Source organism: Bacteroides sp. An51A (assembly GCF_002161565.1).
Taxonomy (GTDB): Bacteria; Bacteroidota; Bacteroidia; order Bacteroidales; family Bacteroidaceae; genus Phocaeicola; species Phocaeicola intestinalis.
In genome coordinates this window covers 371,379-395,579 of the sequence record NZ_NFIC01000004.1, presented here as the reverse complement: position 1 = coordinate 395,579, position 24,201 = coordinate 371,379, and the positions used below count along the sequence as shown (strand labels likewise).

Annotated in this window: 25 protein-coding genes; 10 read left to right on the top strand and 15 right to left on the bottom strand. The window is 43.7% G+C overall.

Annotated elements, in window-relative coordinates:
- Nucleotides 1-75 precede the first annotated feature (75 nt).
- From B5G04_RS10135 to B5G04_RS10115, 5 genes are all read left to right on the top strand, one after another.
- Nucleotides 76-576, top strand: coding sequence for a CvpA family protein (locus B5G04_RS10135; protein ID WP_087211026.1), 501 nt, complete (start codon nucleotides 76-78; stop codon nucleotides 574-576).
- A 3-nt stretch (nucleotides 577-579) separates the two neighbouring features.
- Nucleotides 580-2,031 carry a Fe-S cluster assembly protein SufB gene (sufB, locus tag B5G04_RS10130; RefSeq protein WP_022039705.1) on the top strand — a complete coding sequence of 484 codons (1,452 nt, stop codon included), beginning with the start codon at nucleotides 580-582 and terminating at the stop codon, nucleotides 2,029-2,031.
- A 110-nt stretch (nucleotides 2,032-2,141) separates the two neighbouring features.
- Nucleotides 2,142-2,894, top strand: coding sequence for a Fe-S cluster assembly ATPase SufC (gene sufC, locus B5G04_RS10125; RefSeq protein WP_087211019.1), 753 nt, complete (start codon nucleotides 2,142-2,144; stop codon nucleotides 2,892-2,894).
- Nucleotides 2,895-2,898: 4 nt separating this feature from the next.
- Complete coding sequence (gene sufD, locus B5G04_RS10120) at nucleotides 2,899-4,242, top strand: Fe-S cluster assembly protein SufD (protein ID WP_087211016.1); 1,344 nt, start codon at nucleotides 2,899-2,901, stop codon at nucleotides 4,240-4,242.
- A 199-nt stretch (nucleotides 4,243-4,441) separates the two neighbouring features.
- Nucleotides 4,442-5,656, top strand: coding sequence for a cysteine desulfurase (locus tag B5G04_RS10115; RefSeq protein ID WP_087211014.1), 1,215 nt, complete (start codon nucleotides 4,442-4,444; stop codon nucleotides 5,654-5,656).
- Here the strand turns inward: B5G04_RS10115 and B5G04_RS10110 are convergent.
- Nucleotides 5,653-6,255, bottom strand: coding sequence for a lysine exporter LysO family protein (locus B5G04_RS10110; RefSeq protein ID WP_087397017.1), 603 nt, complete (start codon nucleotides 6,253-6,255; stop codon nucleotides 5,653-5,655). The genes B5G04_RS10115 and B5G04_RS10110 overlap by 4 nt on opposite strands.
- Nucleotides 6,252-6,530, bottom strand: a complete 279-nt coding sequence (locus B5G04_RS10105; RefSeq protein ID WP_087397015.1) for a LysO family transporter — start codon at nucleotides 6,528-6,530, stop codon at nucleotides 6,252-6,254. The genes B5G04_RS10110 and B5G04_RS10105 overlap by 4 nt, the downstream gene beginning before the upstream one ends.
- A gap of 294 nt (nucleotides 6,531-6,824) precedes the next feature.
- On the opposite strand from B5G04_RS10105, the gene gpmI reads away from it, so the two are divergent.
- Together gpmI and B5G04_RS10095 are read left to right on the top strand one after the other, a co-directional pair.
- Complete coding sequence (gene gpmI / locus B5G04_RS10100) at nucleotides 6,825-8,339, top strand: 2,3-bisphosphoglycerate-independent phosphoglycerate mutase (RefSeq protein WP_022039711.1); 1,515 nt, start codon at nucleotides 6,825-6,827, stop codon at nucleotides 8,337-8,339.
- Nucleotides 8,340-8,483: 144 nt separating this feature from the next.
- Nucleotides 8,484-9,065 (top strand): DUF3109 family protein, encoded by a 582-nt coding sequence (locus B5G04_RS10095; RefSeq protein WP_087397110.1) that lies wholly within the window; start codon nucleotides 8,484-8,486, stop codon nucleotides 9,063-9,065.
- 71 nt (nucleotides 9,066-9,136) lie between these two features.
- On the opposite strand, the gene B5G04_RS10090 is transcribed toward B5G04_RS10095, so the two are convergent.
- From B5G04_RS10090 to B5G04_RS10055, 8 genes are all read right to left on the bottom strand, one after another.
- Nucleotides 9,137-10,465 (bottom strand): FimB/Mfa2 family fimbrial subunit, encoded by a 1,329-nt coding sequence (locus B5G04_RS10090; protein WP_087211009.1) that lies wholly within the window; start codon nucleotides 10,463-10,465, stop codon nucleotides 9,137-9,139.
- Nucleotides 10,466-10,742: 277 nt separating this feature from the next.
- Entirely contained in the window at nucleotides 10,743-11,582 is an 840-nt protein-coding gene (locus B5G04_RS10085; RefSeq protein WP_087397108.1) for an agmatine deiminase family protein, read from the bottom strand.
- 17 nt (nucleotides 11,583-11,599) lie between these two features.
- The gene (locus B5G04_RS10080) at nucleotides 11,600-12,211 is read right to left on the bottom strand and encodes a hypothetical protein (protein WP_087208188.1); all 612 of its coding nucleotides are present in this window, start codon (nucleotides 12,209-12,211) and stop codon (nucleotides 11,600-11,602) included.
- Nucleotides 12,212-13,534 carry a hypothetical protein gene (locus tag B5G04_RS10075; protein ID WP_087397013.1) on the bottom strand — a complete coding sequence of 441 codons (1,323 nt, stop codon included), beginning with the start codon at nucleotides 13,532-13,534 and terminating at the stop codon, nucleotides 12,212-12,214.
- Between the two features lie 130 nt (nucleotides 13,535-13,664).
- Entirely contained in the window at nucleotides 13,665-14,969 is a 1,305-nt protein-coding gene (gene mobV, locus B5G04_RS10070; RefSeq protein WP_087397011.1) for a MobV family relaxase, read from the bottom strand.
- Nucleotides 14,970-15,123: 154 nt separating this feature from the next.
- Nucleotides 15,124-15,387: a hypothetical protein gene (locus tag B5G04_RS20510; protein ID WP_087397009.1), complete on the bottom strand. Its 264-nt coding sequence runs from the start codon at nucleotides 15,385-15,387 to the stop codon at nucleotides 15,124-15,126.
- Nucleotides 15,388-16,017: 630 nt separating this feature from the next.
- Complete coding sequence (locus B5G04_RS10060) at nucleotides 16,018-16,389, bottom strand: hypothetical protein (protein ID WP_087208182.1); 372 nt, start codon at nucleotides 16,387-16,389, stop codon at nucleotides 16,018-16,020.
- Nucleotides 16,386-17,615 carry a site-specific integrase gene (locus tag B5G04_RS10055; RefSeq protein WP_087397007.1) on the bottom strand — a complete coding sequence of 410 codons (1,230 nt, stop codon included), beginning with the start codon at nucleotides 17,613-17,615 and terminating at the stop codon, nucleotides 16,386-16,388. The genes B5G04_RS10060 and B5G04_RS10055 overlap by 4 nt, the downstream gene beginning before the upstream one ends.
- Before the next feature lie 561 nt (nucleotides 17,616-18,176).
- On the opposite strand from B5G04_RS10055, the gene B5G04_RS19810 reads away from it, so the two are divergent.
- On the top strand, nucleotides 18,177-18,347 hold the full coding sequence (locus B5G04_RS19810; protein WP_158098125.1) for a hypothetical protein: 171 nt from the start codon (nucleotides 18,177-18,179) through the stop codon (nucleotides 18,345-18,347).
- 34 nt (nucleotides 18,348-18,381) lie between these two features.
- On the opposite strand, the gene B5G04_RS10045 is transcribed toward B5G04_RS19810, so the two are convergent.
- Entirely contained in the window at nucleotides 18,382-20,139 is a 1,758-nt protein-coding gene (locus tag B5G04_RS10045) for a gamma-glutamyl-gamma-aminobutyrate hydrolase family protein (RefSeq protein WP_087397003.1), read from the bottom strand.
- A gap of 81 nt (nucleotides 20,140-20,220) precedes the next feature.
- On the opposite strand from B5G04_RS10045, the gene B5G04_RS10040 reads away from it, so the two are divergent.
- Nucleotides 20,221-21,150: a phosphate acyltransferase gene (locus B5G04_RS10040; RefSeq protein WP_087251697.1), complete on the top strand. Its 930-nt coding sequence runs from the start codon at nucleotides 20,221-20,223 to the stop codon at nucleotides 21,148-21,150.
- Nucleotides 21,147-22,220 (top strand): butyrate kinase, encoded by a 1,074-nt coding sequence (gene buk, locus B5G04_RS10035; protein WP_087213275.1) that lies wholly within the window; start codon nucleotides 21,147-21,149, stop codon nucleotides 22,218-22,220. Before B5G04_RS10040 ends, buk begins: the two co-directional genes overlap by 4 nt.
- A gap of 151 nt (nucleotides 22,221-22,371) precedes the next feature.
- Here buk and B5G04_RS10030 read toward each other — a convergent pair whose 3' ends face one another.
- The 4 genes from B5G04_RS10030 to B5G04_RS10015 form a co-directional block, all read right to left on the bottom strand.
- Nucleotides 22,372-22,686 carry a DUF4491 family protein gene (locus B5G04_RS10030; RefSeq protein WP_022040985.1) on the bottom strand — a complete coding sequence of 105 codons (315 nt, stop codon included), beginning with the start codon at nucleotides 22,684-22,686 and terminating at the stop codon, nucleotides 22,372-22,374.
- A complete protein-coding gene (locus tag B5G04_RS10025) occupies nucleotides 22,686-23,153 on the bottom strand; it encodes an Lrp/AsnC ligand binding domain-containing protein (protein WP_022040984.1) in 468 nt (155 codons plus the stop codon). Before B5G04_RS10025 ends, B5G04_RS10030 begins: the two co-directional genes overlap by 1 nt.
- 120 nt (nucleotides 23,154-23,273) lie before the next feature.
- A complete protein-coding gene (locus B5G04_RS10020) occupies nucleotides 23,274-23,681 on the bottom strand; it encodes a hypothetical protein (RefSeq protein ID WP_087397001.1) in 408 nt (135 codons plus the stop codon).
- 18 nt (nucleotides 23,682-23,699) lie between these two features.
- Nucleotides 23,700-24,080: a helix-turn-helix domain-containing protein gene (locus B5G04_RS10015; RefSeq protein WP_087396999.1), complete on the bottom strand. Its 381-nt coding sequence runs from the start codon at nucleotides 24,078-24,080 to the stop codon at nucleotides 23,700-23,702.
- Nucleotides 24,081-24,201 lie beyond the last annotated feature (121 nt).

Sequence of the window (24,201 nt, the reverse complement as noted above, 5' to 3'; positions counted from 1 at the left end):
ATGTTTGTCTCACCGTTATTCATAGTTCACTGTTAGTTATTCATTGTTAAGTATTAATTAATTATTAATTAGGAAGTGTCTTCGCTGGATTGGTTAATAACGGCAATAGTGGCAATGGGGGCGGCGGTAGGTTTTTGGAAAGGTGCCATCCGTCAATTGGCTTCCATCGTAGGGCTTTTGGCTGGCTTGTTGCTGGCGCGTGCTCTGTTTGTGGCCGTAGGTGACCGGCTAGGCGAAGCGTTAGGTACCTCGGTGGCACTGGCACGTGGCTTGGCTTTCGTGCTTATCGGTGTAGGGGTGCCTTTGTGTTTTCTGATACTTGGCTCGTTGCTCACCCGGCTTGCCGAAGGGCTTCGGTTGGGATTCGTAAACCGGTGTCTGGGAGCAGGGTTGGGAGGCTTGAAATTTGTATTGCTGCTAAGTATTGTGCTTCGTATCCTTGCATTTGCCGATGGTGAAGATTATTTAATCGGCCGAACCACAAAGGAACAATCGTTGTTCTATATTCCGGTGAAGGATGTGTCGGGCTATTTCTACCCGGCAATGAAAGATATGACTAATCATTTAACCGACTGAACTATGCAGTTAGAACCCAATAAATATGTAAAAGAACTGACCCGTGAGAAGTATAAATATGGCTTCACTACGGACATTCATACCGATATTATCGATCGTGGGCTGGACGAAAATGTGGTAAGGCTTATCTCGGCAAAAAAGGACGAGCCTGAATGGTTGCTCAATTTCCGCCTGAAAGCTTACCGCCACTGGCTGACAATGGATATGCCCACCTGGGCACATCTTACGATTCCTGATATCGACTACCAGGCTATATCGTATTATGCCGACCCTACACGTAAGAAAGAGGGTCCGAAGAGTCTTGATGATGTAGACCCCGAACTGTTGAAAACATTCAATAAGCTGGGGATTCCGTTGGAAGAACAGCTTGCATTAAGTGGTATGGCGGTAGATGCGGTGATGGATTCGGTGTCGGTAAAGACTACCTTTAAGGAAACATTGATGGAGAAAGGCATTATCTTTTGCTCTATCAGTGAAGCGGTACGCGAACATCCTGACTTGGTAAAGAAATACTTAGGTTCGGTAGTAGGGTATCGTGACAATTTCTTTGCAGCTCTCAATTCGGCAGTGTTTAGTGACGGTTCGTTTGTTTATATTCCTAAAGGTGTCCGGTGTCCGATGGAACTTTCTACTTATTTCCGTATTAATGCTGCTGGTACCGGACAGTTCGAACGGACACTTATTGTGGCAGATGATGACAGTTATGTGTCGTATTTGGAAGGATGTACGGCTCCGATGCGTGACGAGAATCAGCTTCATGCAGCTATTGTGGAAATTGTGGTGCTTGACCGTGCTGAAGTGAAATACTCTACAGTGCAGAACTGGTATCCCGGCGATGCCGAGGGTAAGGGAGGGGTATATAACTTTGTTACCAAGCGAGGCATTTGTAAAGGTGAAGGCAGCAAGTTATCGTGGACACAGGTAGAAACCGGTTCTGCCATTACTTGGAAATATCCCAGCTGTATTCTGAGCGGTGACAACTCGACTGCCGAATTTTATTCAGTGGCGGTTACGAACAATTACCAGCAGGCAGATACGGGAACGAAAATGATTCACCTGGGACGTAACACTCGTTCTACCATCGTCAGCAAGGGCATCAGTGCCGGACGAAGTCAGAACTCTTATCGTGGACTGGTGCGTGTGGCTGAACGGGCGGATGGTGCGCGCAACTATAGCCAGTGCGATTCACTCTTGTTGGGTAGCGAGTGTGGTGCACATACATTTCCCTACATGGATATCCATAACGAGACGGCAGTGGTAGAACACGAAGCTACTACTTCGAAAATATCAGAAGATCAGCTTTTTTATTGTAACCAACGTGGTATTTCTACCGAAGACGCAGTCGGTTTGATTGTGAACGGATATGCTAAAGAAGTGTTGAACAAGCTCCCGATGGAGTTTGCCGTGGAAGCGCAAAAGCTGCTTTCGGTTTCGTTGGAGGGAAGCGTAGGATAATGAAGAATTAAGAATGAAGAATGATGAATTAAATATGCAATGAGGGATGGGGGATGAGGAATCTGTTGATTCTTCATTCTTCATTCTTCATTCTTAATTTATAAAAGTTTATGTTAGAAATAAAAGATTTACATGCCTCGATTAACGGCAAAGAGATATTAAAAGGAATCAACCTGAGTGTGAAGACTGGCGAAGTGCATGCCATTATGGGACCGAACGGTTCGGGAAAGAGTACGCTGAGTAATGTATTAGTAGGACATCCGGCATACGAGGTGACTCGCGGTTCGGTCACTTTCGACGGGAAAGACCTTTTGGCTATGAGTCCGGAAGACCGGAGCCATGAAGGATTGTTCTTATCGTTCCAGTATCCGGTAGAGATTCCGGGAGTGAGCATGGTGAACTTTATGCGCACGGCAGTAAACGAGCAACGGAAGTATAAGGGGCTTCCTGCACTGACGGCAAGCGAATTCCTGAAACTGATGCGCCAGAAGCGCGAGGTAGTGGAATTGGACAGCAAGTTGGCAAACCGTTCGGTGAACGAAGGCTTTTCGGGTGGTGAGAAGAAGCGGAACGAAATCTTCCAGATGGCTATGTTGGAACCGAAGCTGAGCATTTTGGATGAAACAGATTCGGGGCTGGATATCGATGCATTGCGCATTGTGGCAGAAGGTGTGAACAAGTTGAAGACACCGGAAACCAGTTGCATTGTCATTACCCATTACCAACGTTTGCTGGATTATATCAAGCCAGATATAGTACATGTGCTTTATAAAGGACGCATAGTGAAAACGGCTGGACCTGAATTGGCACTGGAACTGGAAGAAAAAGGATACGACTGGATCAAGAAAGAATTGGGAGAGTAAGTATATGAAAGCGGAACAACAGTATATCGACCTTTTTACGCAGTATGAGGCACTTCTCTGCCGTAACAGTGCTGAGGCGATGAATGCCCCGCGTGCCAAGGCTTTTGCCGATTTCGAACGCTTGGGCTTTCCTACGCGTAAAGAGGAGGATTATAAATATACGGAGGTGGGGAAGTATTTTGCTCCCGACTTCGGGTTGAATCTGAACAGGTTGGAATTTCCTGTCAACCCGTATGAAGTGTTCAAGTGTGATGTGCCGAATATGAGTACTTCGCTTTATTTCGTAGTCAATGACACGTTTGATAAGCATGTGCATCCTTCGGCTCAATTGCCCGAAGGAGTATTGTTCGGTAGCTTGAAGGATATGGCCAGACTCTATCCGGACCTGATAAAGTCGTATTATGGAAAGCTTGCCGATACATCGCAAGACGGGCTGACCGCGTTCAACACGATGTTTGCACAAGACGGTGTGCTGATGTATGTCCCGAGTGGCGTGGTGATGGAACGGCCTGTCCAGTTGGTAAATATCCTGCGTGCCGATGTTGATTTTATGGTGAACCGCCGTTTATTGGTTATCGTAGAAAAAGATGCGCAGGCGAAGCTGCTGGTATGCGACCATGCAATGGATAATGTGAACTTCCTTTCCACGCAAGTGACGGAAGTTTTTGTGGGGGAGAATGCTGCATTCGACCTTTATGAGTTGGAAGAAACTCACAACAGTACGGTGCGTTTCAATCAGTTGTTTGTCGATCAGCAGGCAGGAAGCAATGTCTTGCTGAATGGCATTACGTTGCATAATGGAACTACCCGGAATACTACCCGTGTGACACTATCGGGAGAGAGAGCCGAGGTGAACCTTTGTGGTATGGCAATAGCCGACAAGAACGAACAGGTAGATAACAATACTTTTATCGACCATAAAGTGCCTGGTTGTACAAGCAACGAGCTTTTTAAGTATGTGCTCGACGACCAGGCGACAGGTGCTTTTGCCGGAAAAGTATTGGTTCGTCCAGGTGCTCAGCATACGTCTTCGCAACAGACCAACCGAAATTTATGTGCTACCCGTGAAGCACGGATGTACACGCAGCCTCAGCTGGAAATTTATGCCGATGATGTGAAGTGCTCGCACGGTGCTACGGTAGGTCAGCTTGACGAGAATGCATTGTTTTACATGCAACAGCGTGGCATCCCCCTGAAGGAAGCCCGTCTATTGCTGATGTTTGCCTTTGTGGGTGAAGTTATCGACTGTATCCGGATGGAGGCATTGAAAGACCGTCTGCACCGTCTGGTAGAAAAGCGTTTCCGTGGCGAACTGAACAAGTGCCAGGGATGTGCGATATGTAAATGAGTTTTTGAGTTTTTAGGTTTATAGGTTCTTAAGTTGATGTGGTTAAAAGATTTGAGAATTAAAGAACTTAAAAACTCATTCCCAATCAGCACACGCGAACGAACGCATCAAGGCTAGAAAACTTTTTGGAGAAATTCAAAACAGTTTCTTGCTTTATTGGAACATTTAAAACAGGCTCTTAAAAACTCAAAATCTGAATATGTACGACATAACAAAAATCAGAGAAGACTTTCCGATACTTTCACGAACGGTGTACGGCAAACCGCTGGTCTATCTGGACAATGGGGCTACTACGCAAAAGCCTCGGTGTGTAGTGGAGTCGATAACCGATGAATACTATTCGGTGAATGCCAATGTACACCGTGGAGTGCATTTCCTTTCGCAGCAGGCAACTAACCTGCACGAGGCTTCACGCGAAACGGTACGTAAGTTTATCAATGCGCGCAGTATTTCTGAAATTGTTTTTACACGGGGGACGACAGAGAGCATCAATTTAGTGGCTTCCACCTTTGCCGATAGCCAGATGAAAGAAGGTGACGAAGTGATAGTCTCGGTAATGGAACATCACAGCAATATCGTATCGTGGCAATTACAGGCAGCACGTAAGGGAATCGTCTTGAAAGTGATTCCGATGAATGAACGTGGCGAACTGTCGCTGGCTGAATATGAGAAACTTTTCACGCCGCGTACCCGTATTGTGTCGGTTGCTCATGTGTCGAATGTACTGGGTACTATTAACCCGGTCAGTGAATTAGTTCGGATAGCTCATGCTCACAATGTTCCTGTGTTGATAGACGGAGCCCAAAGTATTCCCCATATCCCGGTAGATGTACAGGCACTGGATGCCGATTTTTATGTGTTCAGTGGGCATAAGGTATACGGTCCTACGGGTATTGGCGTGCTTTATGGAAAAGAGGCTTGGCTGGATAAGTTGCCGCCCTATCAGGGAGGAGGCGAAATGATTAAGAACGTAAGTTTCGAAAAAACCACATTCAATGAGCTTCCTTTTAAGTTCGAGGCGGGTACTCCCGATTATATTGGCAGTACGGCATTGGCAAAAGCTCTTGACTATGTATCAGCAATTGGGATGGAACAGATAGAGGCTTACGAACACGGACTGACGCAGTATGCCATGCAGCGCCTGAAAGAGGTGCGGGGGATGCGTATCTTTGGCGAAGCTGCACAGAAAAGTTCGGTTATATCCTTTTTGGTTGGCAATATCCATCATTTTGATATGGGCACCTTGCTCGATCGTTTGGGTATTGCTGTTCGTACGGGACATCATTGTGCCGAACCTTTGATGCATCGTTTGGGTATTGAAGGTACTGTACGTGCATCTTTCGCGCTATATAATACAAAGGAGGAAATCGATGTGCTGGTCGCAGGCATAGAGCGGGTAGCGAAGATGTTTTAAATCGAACAGAAAAAAGTCACCAGAAACGGTACGCTGAAATCTGTTATAAAACCATGGAAGATGGATACTACGGCAAACTGCTGTCCTGCACATTGAGTAATGACAGGCAGGGTGGTGTCTGCCGTGGTGGCTCCTCCGGCTGATATGGGTGCCAGATTGCCAAACCAGCGAACCAGTAGTGGTGCGCACAGCAGTGTGAGAATTTCGCGCAAAATGTTCGATAAGAGGGCGATGGTGCCCAGTTCCGGACCTTTATATTCGGTAATGAAGATACTCGACAGCGAGTAATAACCGAATCCGGCACCTACTGCCATGCAGTCGGCTGCACTGCGGTGTGGAAGCAGCAAGCTTACCAGTGCCGTGGCAGAAAGAGTGCCAAAGATGGTCATTATGGGAAGAAATGCCAGACGAGGATTCAGACTACGGAAATTATTCAGCGTCTGTGGATCATTGCCGATGCTTAGTCCTACACTGAACATCAGGGCACACAACGTGTAAAAACTAATGTCAGTCTTAGCCAAAGAAACAGGGATGATACGGAATAATCCACATAAACATCCCAATGCGAAAAAGCCCACAATAATCAAACTTCCTTTCATGCCGCTCTTCTTTTTCGTTTGTATACAGATTTCCACAACGCCCAGGCTGCCAGGCAGCTTCCGATAACGGCAGTTATGGTGATAGCTAATGCTTCCAGGCCTAATGTGGCAAGCCCCTCGATAATTTGCCGGTTTTCCCCGACTTCGATGCCCAATAAAAACAACAAGATCCAGATAAGTACCGTGATAATCTGGTGTATTCCAGTAAGTTGCCGCCTGCGTAGCAAAAAGCCGATACACATTCCTCCCAACATAAGTCCGATTACTGTAAACATATCTTTCGATTTTTATCGGCAAAGGTAAAGAAAACTTTGTCAATGACAATGGATAATGGACGATTGACAGGGTAAATGCATCTAATTTGTGCAGATTATCCGATATTGAAAAACATTTGTGGGAATACGGATTACCATTCTGACCGCTATCGGGATTACATTAGGCGTGCCCATTAGGCGTGCCCTTGTGTTTCTAAACGATTTTTCATTTAAAAAAGTATGTTATAAGGAAGAGATTTTGTAATTTTGCGTGTTGTAAAACAGGATATATCAACTTTTAAACAAAATAAGATTATGGCTAAGAAAGCTCTTTTAATGATTTTGGACGGTTGGGGTTGTGGAGACCACAAGAAAGACGATGTGATTTTCAATACCCCTACTCCGTATTGGGACAGCCTGTTGGCTACGTATCCACACTCCCAGCTTCAGGCAAGTGGTGAAAACGTGGGTTTACCAGATGGGCAGATGGGCAACTCGGAAGTAGGTCATCTGAATATCGGTGCGGGTCGTATTGTGTATCAGGACCTGGTGAAAATCAACCGCGCATGTGCTGACGGTAGCATTCTGAAGAATCCGGAAATCGTGTCTGCATTCTCTTATGCTAAAGAGCAGGGCAAGAATATCCATTTTATGGGATTGACTTCGAACGGCGGGGTACATTCTTCGCTGGAGCATCTCTTTAAATTGTGTGATATCGCCAAAGAATATGGTTTGGAAAATACGTTCATCCATTGCTTCATGGATGGCCGTGATACCGACCCCAAGAGCGGTAAAGGATTTATCGAACAACTGACTGCACATTGTGCCCAGTCGGCTGGTAAAATTGCTTCTATCGTAGGACGTTTTTATGCTATGGACCGTGATAAACGCTGGAACCGTGTGAAGGAAGCCTACGATTTGCTGGTAGAAGGCAAAGGTAAGCAGGCTACGGATATGGTGCAGGCAATGCAGGAATCGTATGACGAAGGTGTGACTGACGAATTCATCAAACCGATTAACAATGCCAATTTCGATGGTACCATCAAAGAGGGGGATGTGGTGATATTCTTCAATTACCGTAACGACCGCGCGAAAGAGTTGACCGTAGTACTGACCCAGCAGGATATGCCGGAAGAAGGCATGAAAACTATTCCAGGTTTGCAGTATTACTGCATGACGCCGTATGATGCTTCGTTCAAAGGGGTTCATATCATCTTCCCGAAAGAAAACGTGGCAGATACGCTGGGTGAATATCTGTCGAAGAATGGTAAAAAGCAGCTCCACATAGCTGAGACTGAAAAATATGCGCATGTTACTTTCTTCTTTAATGGTGGACGCGAGGCTCCGTTTGATGGGGAAGACCGTATCTTGGTTCCGTCACCGAAGGTGGCTACTTACGACCTGAAACCGGAAATGAGCGCTTACGAGGTGAAAGACAAGCTGGTGGAAGCAATTAATACACAGCAATACGATTTTATCGTAGTGAACTATGCCAACGGTGATATGGTAGGACATACGGGAGTTTACGAAGCTATCGAGAAGGCTGTAGTGGCTATTGATAACTGTGTACGCGATACAGTGGAAGCTGCTAAGGCAAATGATTACGAGGTTATCATCATTGCTGACCATGGTAATGCCGACCATGCCTTGAACGAAGACGGTACGCCGAACACAGCCCATTCGCTGAATCCGGTTCCGTTTGTATATGTGACGGCAAACAAGGATGCTCAGGTGGCAAACGGTGTACTGGCAGATGTGGCTCCGTCTATTTTACATATCATGGGGATGCCACAACCTGCAGACATGACAGGAAAAGATTTGATTAAATAATCTGAGAAAGACAATTGACAAGGGTATCAGTTGATAAGATGGCAAAGCTTTTGAGGAGTTAGAATTCTTGAAGCCTTGTTGTCGTATCAATTGATACCTTCTTATTTAAAAAGGAACTTTGTTTATAAATCACCAAAAGATATGATGATTGAAGTTGGAGATGTCGTGGTTTCATCTGACATCTTTACCGGGAAGTTTTTTTGTGACTTAGATGCCTGCAAAGGTGTATGCTGTATTGAGGGCGATGCTGGAGCTCCGGTAGAATTGGAGGAAGTGGAGAAACTGGAAGAAGTGTTGCCGGCGGTATGGGAAGATTTGTCACCCGAGGCGCGGGAGATAATCGACAGGCAAGGAGTGGTATATACTGATCAGGAAGGTGACTTGGTGACTTCTATCGTGAACGGGAAAGATTGTGTATTCACTTGTCACGATGAGAAGGGATATTGCTATTGTGCTATAGAAAAAGCTTTTCGTGAAGGACGTTGCGCTTTTTACAAACCGATATCGTGTCACCTCTATCCGGTCCGTCTTGGCAAGTGCGGACCTTACACGGCATTAAATTATCATCGTTGGGATATTTGCAAGGCTGCTGTAGTGTTGGGCGAAAAGAAAGACGTGGCGGTTTATCAGTTCTTGAAAGAACCTCTTATCCGCCGGTTTGGTGAAGACTGGTATGCTGAACTGGAACTGGTGGCAGAAGAATTGCGGAAATATGCCAGTAAATGAGTAGACAAGATATCAGTTGCCTGCTGTTTAAAAACATTTCAACTGATATCTTGTCTTGTTATTTTGACTTGTTACCTGACTGTCAGGTGTACAGTTTTTACGGGACGGAGGTAATAGGTACGTTTGGAGCCGACTTTTGATATGCTTGAACTCCAGAAAGCAAAACTTGACTGGCAATCATTACATAGGTATCGGTCTTCATCATCTTCATTGCCATAGAAGGGCGCCAGCCCGTTATCTTGCAGCAATTGGTTTAAATCGAGGTCTCTATATTGAGCGATAAAGCTTTTGGCTTCTTCCTTAGTGAATACCCGCCAGCCATCGATACCGCTTATTTCGTAATCCGCCAGGATTTCTTCTCCTTTGTCTGCCTGTGTTTCCCATTGTTCAGGGGCAATAAGAAAGGCTTCGCATTCAGTGTCGGAAATTTCGGTTATTTTCCATACAAAGAAATTTTCCCAAATACTTTCTTCTTCTTCGGGTAATGTTGATACATAATAAGTATCTGCATTTCCTGTAATTGTGCCAGGATTTTCTTCTGTATCATCGGGATTATCGGGGATGGTTTCGCTTATGCCGAACTCTACGCCTACCAATGGGTGCCAGCCTTCGGCTTGAAATTCTCCGTTCAGCGTGATTCCGTCTTTATAATTGCCGGTAAACTGGTATGGATATCCGGCTAGCAGTGCTGATTGGTAAGTGTAGCCGTAGGTTTTATTTCCTTCAGGTTGGTCTATCTGTACAGACAGGTGGGTAGACGAGCTTTCATGAGGAAGGATATAAACGGTTTCGCTCATCCATTGGTTACCTTCTTTTGCGCAAGGTATGGTACATGATTGCTGGTCGTTTTTGTATGCATTATTGAAGGCGATGCCTGAACTGACTGGAGATATGTCTATACTGACGTTGGTGGCTTCTTCGGGTACGTCATTGATAACAAAACTGACAGAAGCTACAGCGTATGACAGGGTCATTTGTACTGTTGTTGATTTTGTCAGGTTTATTTGGGCTTGTGCTATCTGGATGGGAGCTTTGGCAAAATTAGATTCCTTGATGCTGATGTAACTTTCGGGAGTGATGTCGAGTGGCATGAAGTATTCGTCTTCCGTGATGCCGGATAGCAGAATAATGGTGTATTTCCCTTCTGCAATGCTTTTGCTATATGATGCGGATTCATCGGCGATGATGTCTTGCTGGATGCATTTACCTTCTTCATTAAACAGGTAAACAGTGAGGGGGTAATGAATAGGGGCGTTGTTGTCGCTTCGGGTGACCACTTGTACGGTGTGGGGGACGTTTTCGATGGTTTCACCCGTCTCTTCTTCAAGCTGATACTCTCCACAGGCGCAAGTTAGCCACGTCAGGAGAAGAGGTAGATAGAAATGTTTAGTGTAACTCATATTAATTAAGGTATATGTTTTTCTATCTATAACGCAAGTTTCTCGGTTTGTGTATGTTTGATCTGCAAAGAAAATTTCCGTAAATCTGTATAAGGAATATAGCTATTTGAAATTAAATGAGTTAGAAGAATTACCTTGTTTTGGGGTAACGATTTGGCAACCGTCCCAATTGCTGTGGTCTGCGTTATATTACTTTTCAAGTAACTCTTTTCCTTTTGCAAATTTAGAAAAAAATAGAGATATGAGAAACTTATTTTAGCGCATTATTTCAGTTTGCTTATATAGTAAAAGACCATGAAAGGCAATTTAAAGCTCCTCCCCCTCTTTTAACTATAGATTGCATCTGCACCTGATAAATTCTACCATCATACTCTGGAAACAGTTTTTTTATATGTTTCAAAGCTTCTTCATCTGTAGAACGTCCTACACCTGGGACAATTATTACATTTTGAGTATGAATCATATTTATATAAGCCCAACTCATATTATGATAATCACTTAGCTCTAAATCGATGACTTTAAAGTATGATTCTAATCGACTTCTCATCTTAGCGGCAATATCATCAGGGTAAACTTTCAGATTCACCAGTACTTTATTACTGCCAACAGCATGTAAAATTCCATCTGTATGACCACAAACGTCACTTCTATCCCAAGGCAAAAATAAGAACTTATGATTTGGAAATAACTTTTCCATTAGAGAAACAAGATATTTTCTATCCATATCAGGGTTCTCAATAAATATTTTCTCCGTCATTATAACAACAGCGGTGTATCCTCTACCTTTTTTTATGCTTCCAAAGGTAAAGTTACCACCGTCTGCTACAATGGGAGAAACACATATTGAAGAACTTGGTAATATCGTTTTAGCCAGCTTAATGGAAGTTTCTGTTGATGTTTCATAATCGCGAAGTCCTTCCAGATAGTCAGGATGATATTTAAACTGAACAAAAGAATTACCATCTACTTGTACTGGCATATAATCTCTACACCAATAATCGGCTGTTCCTTTCAATACGCCGTAATGCACATCATGCTTTGACAATATTTCAGTCAATTCATTGTACACTTTCGGATAATATCTTTTCAGATTCTCCGAAAAAAACACATAGTCCATAGTTGATTTTAAGATTTTCATTGCTGATCTGCGTCAAGATTAGTAAAACGCCACATACGGTCAGTTGCTTCCCCTTTTATTTTTTTTACATTTATTCTGGCGGAAGACATAATACGAACTTTATTAAAATCTTCATTATCCATCCAGACAATAGACAACCCTTTCTCGAAAATTGAGGCATTACCAAACAAATCTTCCCATAAATATTGTGGCTTGAATTTATCTATTTCTCCTTCTTTCAATTTTTGAGAAGCCTTATTTGTAAAAGTCTTTTCATCATTATTAACCAAGGATTTATAAGTATACCCTCGAATAAGAAATGATGCACGATATTTTCCTTCACGCTCAAAAGTCATGTCAACACCAGACCTATTGGGACAAATCGCTCCTACCGGGAAATAGGGAACATCTCCTACATGGTACATTTGAGGTTCAATTATACTTTTATTCTCTTCATCATGAAAATAGAACTCAATATCAATTGGATATATCTCGTATTCTCCATTTACGACATAACGTCCATTAAATACAATTTGGGCAATGTCCTCAAATTGCTTTGTCAGTCCACTAACAGTATTAGCTGGAGCAAACCGTTCAAGAGCATTTTGTAATCTTTTTAAGTGATTCATTTAATTATTCCTTAAGTGTTCAACAATAATCCTATAATTTTCAATGCCGATGTTCTTCTCCGTAAGGGATTGATTAGCATAATTTTTACTAACCAGCAGTCTATTGTTATCATATAAATAATTCCATAGACCTTCTCCCATTAATGTTTTCCATTGGGCTTCGTGCCTCATCACAAGAAACTTTACTTCTTTTGCAGAGGTAGCCAAATAGAGCAACACCATTTTTGTAAATTTCTGAGATGGAAATAAATTCTTAATAGCTGGAGATACCAGCGAAGTGTAAGCAAAATACTGACATAAGGAAACATGATTAAAAATATTTTCCTTTTCCTGTTCTCCATATACGGCTGTTCCTAAAGGAAGTATTTTCTTTCTCCAATAATAGTCACCCAATATTCTTGTTGGCTCGTAATAGTCAAATTTAGTTCCTTCCATTGACAAAACCTTTCTTTTGTCCTCCATGATTTCTTCAGCCATCTGAGGTTTGAACATATTTGCAAGATTCTTATTCAGGTGCTCTACATATCCAGGATTCAAAGAAAGGATTACAAGTTTGGAATTAAGGATATTTCCACTCCATGGCTCAGGAGGAACACATAAAACCAACTGTCTAGTGGGGTTATCTTTTTGTTTTTCATTATACGCATACACGTATTCTTCATCACCAGGAAACACCAAATCATCCGCAAAATAAAGGTCATACCCAGATAACTTGGGCAATAATTCTTTCCAACGATTTAGATATAGAACATAGTCCTTGTTCATAACAGCCTTGCTTATTGATTCTTGGGCTGTCAATAAATAATTATGACATGATTGTTTTTCTTCTGAGGACTTTATATTAAAACGATTTATTATTGCGGTATAATCTAATGGAATACTTCTAAAGATTATAGTATATTCGTTAGAATTTACATCCGGATATTCGTTATAACGAAGTAAAATTTCTTCAACCAATAAATCTACAAGCTGCATTAAATCAATATCTTTCTGCTCTAAAAGGGTTTCCGTTAAAAGAGTTTCCGTTTCTCTCAAATAATCTATATAAGAAAACAACGAGCTCTTTATATTATCTTCATAACTTCGATATTGAACGTCTTTTGCATGTTCACTTATATCCTTCTTAATTTCTGTATATAAATTTATACCTCTTGTTACAGCAAAACCTAAATCACATAATTTATTTTCTATAGTCAAGTGACTGAACTCATCAGAACTTGAATCTATATATGCTCGTATACGATGAGGAAGAGTAATTATACCATCACCGTAAGGATAGAAAGCACTTTCATATATTTTTTGTTTCCCAATAAGATAGTTCATGTTATTTCTTTTATGTTTAAAGTAGACAAAATATAAATATCTCTAAGTAAAATCAATCTTTCAGATACAAAAGTAATATAAAGTCATAATAATCTGCCTAATAAATATGATTATTAAGGCTTTTCCTGAATTATAGTTTTTTACTCTGTTGTTCCTGTTTCGGTAATCCCAATGCTTTCATAAACTCGTATTTCTTGCGTCTGAACCAAATTACATGTGAAACGCCATCTATTTTGAGGTCAAATTTTCCATCTGAGGTTTCTATAAGTGAACAAACTGAGCCATCAGTCTTAAAGTGCTGTCGGAACTCTGTAGAATAGAGTTCGCCTTTAATGGTGACATCCTTGAACATGCACAGCTTTTTGATTAGCCCATCGCCAAAATTCAGAGTATCACGCAAAAACTTGATAGTAGGCATCAGCTTTTCCACATAAGGGAAGTAGCGTTTGACAAAATCCGTAAATTCCGACAATTTGCGGTATTGTCGTTCGTAAGCATTCTTCATTTCCTGTATCTGCTTGCTATGTTGTTCCTCTCGTTGTATGGCTTCTTCTTCAAGTTCCTGTATGCGTTTTTGCAAATCTTCATTTCTATGTTCAAACTCTTTCAACTTACCACCACCGAAAAGAGAACCGACCTTTGCCACGAATGCGGCTTTCGCTTCTGTCTTGGCTACTTCCAGTTTCTCCGACTTGACTTCCTGCCTTACCTCGTCAAGCTGTTGCTCTGCCTGTTGTTGCTCGGTCTGTAACTGCAGCATGTTGGCTTCAAGTTCACCCGTCTTCCGTTTCAAATCACGGTAGTATTGGGCGGTTGTCGTATGGCGTGCTTCCGAGCCACGCACACCACGTTGCAAGCCATATTTCTCCATTGCTTTTGCATAACTGTCGTGATATGTTACCAGCTTCTCACGTGTCAGCACATCATCGGCACACAGACGCACGGCATTGGCTTTCTTGCGGTAGGTGTGTTTGCCCTCCGCCTGCTTCTTCCTCGCTTTCCTGCGCTCGCCCGTCACTATCGGCACGACCGTTGCATGGATGTGCGGCGTATGCTCGTCCATGTGCAGCACTGCCGATACGGTGTTCTCCTTTCCGAACGTGCGGTGCAGCCATTGCAGGTTGTCGTCGCACCACTCGTCCAGTCTGCCCTCGTCCTGTATTTTCATCATATCCTCGTGCGTACCCGAAAGCACGATTCTAATTGCCCGCACTTGGTCGGGGCTTATCTTACGTTTGATGCCTGCCGTACGGATACGGTGGCTTATCGCTTCGGTACGGTCGGACACTCCATCAGGGAACTCCACTAGTTCACGGTTGAGATGTGTACGTGTAGGGTCTGCGTTCTTGGGTATGGTCTTACGTTCTATGTGGTCGGATGCGCCCGTGTCAGCCGAGCCTTTCGCTTTGTTGATTTGAATGCTTATATATCCCATGCTTGTTTTTCGTTTTCAGGTTTGACAATTTGGTTTGTTGGTTTCCGTCTGCTGCGGTCATGCCGCATGGCAAACGGGGGTGTCCAGAGGGGTGTAACCCCGTTGGCTCATTGGGGCATTTTTAGCGGTGCCTGCACTGCGTAAAGAAAATGCCCTAATGAGCTATGGCTTTTCTGTTCTCAAAAGCCTGTGAGAGTACCAGCGGATAGGCAGACCTTTTCTTTTCATTGATATGATACACCTTTCCTTGTCGGCTGGTCGGACAGCAGGCAGGTCGGATGTCCGACCGACCTGTCTGCAGATAGTGGCATTTCCTTCCATCCGTTTGTCCCGCAGACTTGTTGGCGGATGAAAATCCGATGAATTGATGAGTTGACAGGATAATAAACTGATAACCAAAATGATATATGTTCATCATCGTTTCATCAAACCACTCGCCCCAAAAAAGTGATGTAGAGTGCGGTGTGTCCTTTCTTTTTTCATCAGCCCGATTCTCTTGTTGAAAGGTTGATGAAGACGTAAGTTGCTGTTTCTCTTTATGTTTATATATACTTTCATCATCTCATCAAAATATCAGAATTTTTCCAGCTGTATTTTGTTTACCGTGTAGTAACGTCCTATTCCTCTCAATCGGCGAATAATGACAATCCCGATTCACAATCTTGTAGAGAATTGTACCTACGCAAATGATTTCTTTTTTTCTTCATGTTTTTGATACAGGTTTTAGTGCTGCCTACATTCTGTCGGCAACGGATTAAACATGGTTGCAAATCTACGGAAGTGTCGGTAAAATCTTGATACGCAAATCTATGCAGAACGGCGCAAAATAGGTCATGCCAAAAGAAAAAGCAGTATAAACGGGTGGCTCTTTCAGATAAAAGGAGATAAAAAAGCCCGAAGTCGTGGAATATGCACTTCTTCGGGGACTGGTTGTTGCAGATAATTACAGATTGACTGATGTACCGATTTACGGATTCAATGACTTCTTGTCGTCACTACGTCAGATTAAACCGTTAATCATCAAATGACTGAACATAAAAAGTTCATTCTAACATTTATTCGGCATTCTGTTATTCACTGACACCAGCAGGACTTGTTTTTCTTTTCGTCGGCACAATCTTTCCAGCAGTGCATTGCGAACCGTTGCGGCACCTGACGTGTCAATGCGAAAAGCGAGTGCCACCACCATCGGCAAGGCATACATGTCCGCATAATAGCCGTTGGGCAGCTTGATACGTTTTTCAGCTTCAAGAGGATTCAAAACTCCACACTTGTACACGGCACGAATGGCGGCACGGAGCGTCGGGGCGATTACCCCAAACAGCTCTACCAGCTCCATTTCATTCATCCATATATTACCTGTATCAGATGGTATGGTAATTCTACCATAGCTGTCCGTTGTGATTATTTCCCGTTTCATATCCCTGCCATTTTCACGTTCCCGAATGATTTGCTCAGCTTGTCGCCCAGCATCGTGAGATCATTATCCAATTTCTGTACGGTTATCTTCGCATAGATTTGCGTGGTCTCAATGTTCGTATGCCCCAAAATACGGCTGACGCTCTCGATTGGCATCCCTTTGCTGAGAGCCAGGGTCGCAAACCCGTGCCTGGAGCAGTGAAAGCTGATTTTCTTGGTAATACCGCATTCCTTTATCATCTTTCCCATACGCTTGCATATTGACCAATAGTTGAGATTGGGAAATACAAGATTGTTTTCCTGAAAAGCCTTGTAACGCTCGATTATCTGCAAGGGAATATCCAGCAGCTTCACCTGAAACGGTACACCCGTCTTGTGTCGTTTGGAAATAATCCATTTCTCACCGTTCACTTCCACAATTTGGTCGTTGCTTAATTCCTTTATATCCACGAATGAGAGGGCGGTAAAACTGGCGAAAACAAAAATATCACGGAGATAGGAGTTCTTGGGGTCTTTGAACTGAAATTCCATCAATGTTTTCAACTCATTCTCCGTCAGATATTCACGCTCTTTTGTGTTCGGGCTTATATGGAACTGGGCAAACGGATTTCTCGGTATATGTCCGTTGAAATGCGCCCGCATCACCACACCTTTCAGCCACATGCAGTTTTCCCATATCGAACCGTTGTGCAGTCCGGCTTCGTTGGAAAGGAACACGGCGAACTCCTTGATGAAGTCGGGCGTAAGTTCAGGCATGGAGATGTCGTTCCGCTTGTAATGTGACCTGATGAATGCCGCCACATGGTTTCTTGCCCGTACCCTTGCCATATAGGTAGCCCTGACCCTGTCTTTTCCGACACGCTTCTTGAACACTTCATTTTCCTTGTCGAAAGCACCGAGCAACGTTTCATACTCACCGCCCAATCCCTGATAGGCATTGCGTACCATTTCTGCCGTTACATACGCTTCACGGTCGGATATACGCTGGTAATGCTTGATGATTTGAGCCTTGATGTTGTCAAGCGCAAGATTGGTTTCCCTCGCTTCCATACTCTTACCCTTTGCCTTGTTCCCTTTGGCATCCCAAAGCTCTTTCGGGATAGCTCGCTTGCAGCTAAACTGTGCTACCGTTCCGTTGATTGTAACTCGTCCCATGATGGGGACAATTCCGTTCTTTTCCTTACTGCCGTTCACGTAGAACAGCACCTTGAATGTGCTTCTTGCCATACTCGTTTCTTTTTGGTTGCAAAACTATAAATCAACGAGTTACCTATTGATAAGCAAAGCTGCGCAGAACGCCGCAAAATGAAATAGGGACTGTTAAATCTGCACTTTCATCGGGTAATGATTAGGAAACCGTTCTTTTGCTTTAATCTGCTTTAAGACGGTTTTCAACTGTCTGCCCAACTTCTGCGTTTTTCCTCTAACTCCCTAATTATCAAATCCTGTTGCGTTAATCTGCTGCAATTCGGCGGATATTCCAGAGATTTCCGATAAATTTGTTTAGCGGATATGAATCAATGTATGATTGAAAGGTTCAGTATCTGTTTCAAGCTGTCTTCCTTTTACGTTCTCCATATCAAAACCGTACGGTTTCCATATCGAGAACGTACGGTTTTCAATTGGAGAACGTACGGTTTTGATATGGAAACCATAAAAGGATGATGGCTGGATTGATAATATAATCCAATCAGATATTTCAATTATATGGCTTTGGGAATTTGATTATAAATGCCCATAACATTTTTCTTTGATTAATTTAAGAAGCTGTTTTGAATTTATCGTGCGATGATTTGGGATGAGTTTTTGAGGCATTTTCGCTTCTGTGATGAGGAAGATAGCGGGCTATCTGACGAAGAACAGGAGCGAAAAAGACCAAAAAATCGCCCAAAGCACACACGAAAACGGATACATCAAGCCAAGAAAAACTTTTTGGAGAAATTCAAAACAGCTTCTTAAAACAGAACGATGTAAATCATATCAGTATAAGACACTAAATTTTTTGTGCTTGTTGCATTACCCGCAGGAAATTGCCTCCCCAAATCAGTTGGATGTCTTCTTCGCTGTATCGTTCATATAACAATTTGCGGGTAAAGTTTATCAACTCAGACGAGTCGTTGCAACCGATGATACCCCCATCTCCATCAAAATCGGTACCGATGCCTACATGGTCTACTCCTATGAGGTTGACGATGTGATGTAAATGTTCGATTGCATCATCAAGGGTAGCCGGACGGTCTGTACGGAGAAAACCACCATATAGGCAGAGTTGTACCACGCCGTCTTTGCGGGCAATGGCTTTCAGTTGCTCATCGGTCAGATTACGTGGATGGTCACATAGAGCCCGGCTGGAAGAGTGTGAGCAGACTACGGGTTGGCAGCTGATATCCAGTGCATCGTAGAAACTCTGTTCGCCTGCGTGCGATAAGTCGACCAACATACCTACACGGTTCATTTCGTGGATGACCTGTTCGCCGAAATCGCTTACGCCCAGGTTTCCTTCGTTGTATCGTGCTGAACCGCAGATGTCGTTGTTCCCATTGTGACACAAGGTCATGTATACTACTCCTCGTTTGCGGAAACGTTCAATGTTGCTTAGGTCTTTTCCGATAGCATATCCGTTTTCGATACCCAGCATAATGGCTTTCTTGCCGGCTTGTTTCAGCCGGTACAGGTCTTTGGGGGTATAGGCAATGTCGATGGCGGTACAATTCATGGCTACCATGTGTTCTATCTCGTTCAATAACTGGTCGGCTTTAGCGGTAGCTGCCAGTAAGGCTTCATCGGTACGTTCTTTCTGCGGGAGGTAGGCTACCATGATGGTGGCATCTTGCCGTCCTTCCGTCATTTTGTGTAAGTCAACCTTTATCTTCGGGTCTCGTGTGGCAAAGTTGATGCCTTGTTCGAAGAACATTGGAGTGTCGCAATGAGAGTCTAGTGTCAATATTCGTTGATGCAGTGCTTTGGCTTGCCGGAAAGAGTCTGCTTCTTGTAAGAGCCAGTTGAAGAGGGGCATCATGCATTCGTCGCCATTCAGGATGAAACATTCTGGGTGCCATTGCACGCCGAGCATTGATTTGCCTTCAGTACTTTCAATGGCTTCGATAATGCCATCGGCGGACGTTGCAGATATGCGGAAGCCAGGAGCTGGTTCTTTTACTGCCTGATGATGGAATGAATTGACAGGCAAAGTGTTCTGCCCCATAATTTTAGCAAGCTGGCTGTCAGTTGCTATCCGGACGGTATGTGAGGCATATGCACGGTCCAGGTCCTGGTTGTGTTTGATGAGTTCGCTTCCGGTCTGTGAATAAATATCTTGGTATAGGCTTCCTCCCAATGCGGCGTTCATTATCTGTATGCCCCTGCAAATACCTAGCATGGGTATTTGGCGATTGGCTGCCAGACGGGCTATCAGTAATTCCTGCTGGTCACGATAAGGATTTATATTGTGTAATTCTTTTACTGGTTCTTCTTTCAGGAATAAAGGATTGATATCTCCTCCTCCACTTAATAAGAGTCCGTCTATATAGTCAAGGAGGTTTATCAAAATGTTATCGTTTTCGAATGGTGGTATAATAAGCGGAACACCTCCGGCTTTCAGAATGGAAGCATAATATCCTGGTGCAAGGCTTAGATTTCCTTCGCTGAAGTTTCCGGTGATGCCAATAACGGGGGCACTATTATGATTGGGGAACCGGCTGTGAAGTGCACGGTATGTGGATTCGATGTCAAATGTTTGAAACGTTTTCATAAGTTAAATCTTTGGTGGAATCAAGGCAAAGATAGGGATAAATTCAGATTTATTTCTCATCTTTGCCAAAAATCTGATGGTATGGAACTGCTTCGAACCCTCTCACAAGTGGTAAACCGTCTGCGTTCGTCGTGCATCCGGCGGCGAGTGGCGGTGGTTTGTCCGAATGACCCTCATACGGAATACGTCATTATTCGTAGCTTGCGCGAAGAAATCGCCGAGTTTCTGTTGGTAATCGATTCGGCCCATAAGGATATGGCTTACCAGCTGCGTGGGGCATCTCCCGATTTTGTCAGGATATACGAAGCTTCCACGCCTGATGAAGCTGCGGCTTTGGCAGTGGAATTGGTACGTACAGGCGAGGCTGATATCTTGATGAAAGGTTTGATAAATACTGATAATCTGTTGCGGGCTGTGCTGAAGAAAGAGGTGGGACTGCTTCCTCCGGGCGGTGTGCTGAGCCATGTGGCGGTGGCACAAGTGCCTTTGTATCACAAGTTGCTGTTGTTCTCGGATGCGGCGGTTATCCCTCGTCCCACGCTCGAACAGTTTCGTGCAATGATATCATGTGACGTGGCATTGTGTCGTGAACTGGGTAATGAGCAGCCGCGTATCGCCTTGATTCATTGTTCGGAGAAGGTGAATGAGAAGTTTCCTCATACGCTGAGTTATGTTCACTTGAAGGAAGAGGCTCTGCAAGGTCGTTTCGGAAAAGTGTTCATTGACGGTCCGATGGATGCCAAGACGGCTTGTGACAGGCATAGCGGCGAAATCAAGGGATTGTCTTCGCCCGTAGTAGGTAATGCCGATGTGCTGATATTTCCCAATATTGAGGCAGGCAATACTTTTTATAAAACCCTTTCCTTGTTCGGCGATGCCAATATGGCAGGGATGCTTACCGGCACCATAGCTCCGGTAGTAGTGCCTTCGCGCAGCGATTCGGGCAACTCCAAGTTTTATAGCTTGGTGTTGGCATGTCTGGCAGGAAACTTAAATCAAGATACGTTATGAAAATACTGGTTATCAACCCTGGTTCTACTTCTACCAAGCTGGCGGTTTACGAGGATTTGGAACAGGTCTGGCGCGAAAGTGTCTTTCATTCTGCTAAAGAATTGGCAAGGTTTCATCATATCAACGAGCAATATGAGTACCGGCGCATGCATGTGCTTGATGCTCTGCAACGGGCAGGTATACCGATGGCGTTTGATGCCATTATCGGGCGGGGAGGCTTATTGCGTCCTACGCCGGGAGGGGTGTATCAAATTAATGAGCAAATCAAGTACGATTTGTGGCATGCTTCGGTAGAACATGCTTCCAATCTTGCTGCACCGATGGCAGACGAATTTGCCAGTCAGATAGGTTGCCCTTCGTTCATTGCCGATCCGGTAGTGACCGACGAGTTGCGCGATGTGGCACGTTTTTCGGGTATTCCTGAAATTCCCCGCCAGTCTGTTTTTCATGCTTTAAACAGTCGTGCCGTATCTCGCCGGTATGCAGCTTCTATTCAGAAGCATTATGAGGAACTCGATTTGGTGGTAGCTCATTTGGGAGGGGGCATTTCGGTCAGTGCGCATCGTCACGGCAAGGTAGTCGATGTTAACAATGCTTTGGATGGTGAAGGTCCGTTCAGTCCCGAGCGTGCCGGAACTATTCCCGCGCGTCAGTTGGTCGATTTGTGCTTCAGTGGCAAGTACACGCAGAAAGAAATCCATAAGATGCTGAATGGCAGGGGAGGGCTGCTCGCCTATTTAGGTACAACCGATGTACAGACTATTGTGCGTTGGGTGCATGCCGGTAATGTCCGTCATAAGCAGGTACTCGAAGCGATGGTTTATACCGTTGCCAAACAGATCGGGGCAATGCACGTGGCACTTCATGGACATACCGATGCCATTATTTTGACAGGAGGAATAGCCCATAATGCGTATGTGGTTTCTTTGTTGCGCGAATGGATAGAAGGGTTGGCGCGTATCGTAGTAATTCCTGGTGAGGATGAAATGGGAGCTTTGGCGATGAATGCTTTGGGAGTTTTGAAAGGCGAATTGCCTTTACAAAAATATGAAGCGATAGATAACGGCTGATTATAAGTCGCAGTTTACAATTTACGATGTCTGCATTCCATCAATAATATATCTGCATTGGCAAAGTAAGTATCTTTAATCTGGCATATAATTATTGAGGCTAATTGCAGACATTCATATTTGTAAATTGTAAGTTCTAAATGGCAAATACTTATCGGTATTCTTGTTCCCGTTTAGGATTCATTGGAAACCAGCCTTTTAATACACGCTCGCGCTGTTCGAATATCTCTTTAATGCTCCAGAATGAGGAAAAAGCAAATACTCCCAACAGGCTTGCTATCAAGAGGTCGTTTACCAGCACAGAGCCAATGATTCCTGCAATTCCCAACACAAGGAACCACCACCAGCACCTTGTGCCGAAGTAGTATTCGGCTTTGATGACTATAGGATGAAACATCCCAATAATCAGAAACGTACAGATGCCGATGGCGATTCCTCCGATATGATTGGTTATAAGCCAGTCCATCATTTCGAGCCTTTACGGATGGGGATTTCTTTTTTGATGCTTTGCTCCAGCGAAATCAGTGTTTCCGTAGCTGTAACTCCGGGGATTTCCTGAATTTTCGAATTCAATAATTCCATGAGGTGCTCGTTGTCGGTAGAATAAAGTTTGGTCAGCATCGTATAAGGCCCCGTGGTGAAGTGGCATTCTACAATTTCGGGAATCTTCTCCAGTTCAGCGACAACACTTTTATACATCGAGCCTTTTTCCAGCTTGATACCTACGTAAGTGCAGGTGCTGTAGCCCAAGCTTTTAGGATTTACGTGGTAACCCGAACCGATGATTACGCCGAGGTCAATAAGTCGTTGTACACGTTGGTGGATAGCGGCGCGTGATACGCCACATTCTGCTGCTACATCTTTAAACGGGATGCGTGCGTTCTGTGAAATGATTTCCAGAATCTGTTTGTCGAGATTATCAATCTTTTCCATAAGAATTAATCAGTCTTGTTTTATCATATTGTAAGCAAATATAGAAAAACTTTTTTAGGAGATTGGTATTTTAAGAGGAAAAAACATATTTTTTTGCTGAAAAAGAATATTTTTAGACTTTCATGGGTTAAGTAAAGCCTTTATATCCTCCATCTTTCGTCTTCTGTCGAATGAAAAAGTGTCGCTATGTGTATCTAAAAAGGTAAGCAGGTCAAGCACTTTTTCCCACAGCATTCTTTGTTGTTCTTTTGACGTTTTGATAGTTGAATCAAAGTAGAGCAGTTCAGCCAACAGTTCGATTCGTTGCATATATTCTTTTTCTGAAAACCGTGCTTGCATATACCCGATGATGATATCGGAACCGGCTTTATAGAAGAAAGCTTCGGGCTGGTGGAAATAGGAGATGTACATATTGTTTGTTTCCACTTGAATGCTTGTTCCGTCATTTGTGTCTCGTTTTTCTTTCAGCTTTTCGAGTGCTTCGAAAAACTGGCGTATCAGTCGCATGATATAGTCTCTTTCCAACATCTTGATAGGTAATTAAGTCTAAAAAACGGTTTTTGGGCGCAAAGATATAAGGTTTTCTTTAATTCTTGTCAGATTTTGTAGAAGAATGTTGCAAGAAATAGCTGGAAAGTACCTCTGCCGGGGAGACCACTGCTCGTTTTTTATGAACTCAATGATGCGCCATTGCAGCACATCATCCAGCCCCCTGTTGCCGGGCGTATGACACCGGCGGGATTCTGCCATGTCATGCGCCTTGTTCCATACATACTTGCCGCTCGGCGTGGAGTTACGCTTTATCTCACGGCTTACCGTCGATTTGTGGACTCCTATGGAACGAGCAATCATTTCCAGAGTCTCACCCTTTTGTCGTCCCAGGTAAATTGCGTACCTTTGCTCACGGGTTAAGTGCTTATACTTCATAGACAATACAAAAGTAATTAATCCGTGGGAGACAGAGGTCTCCCTTTTTTATTTTGTATTGCCGGATGACCCTGATTCCGGGCTTCCACCGCCTTCCTCCGCCCTTTCCGCTACGCTCCAA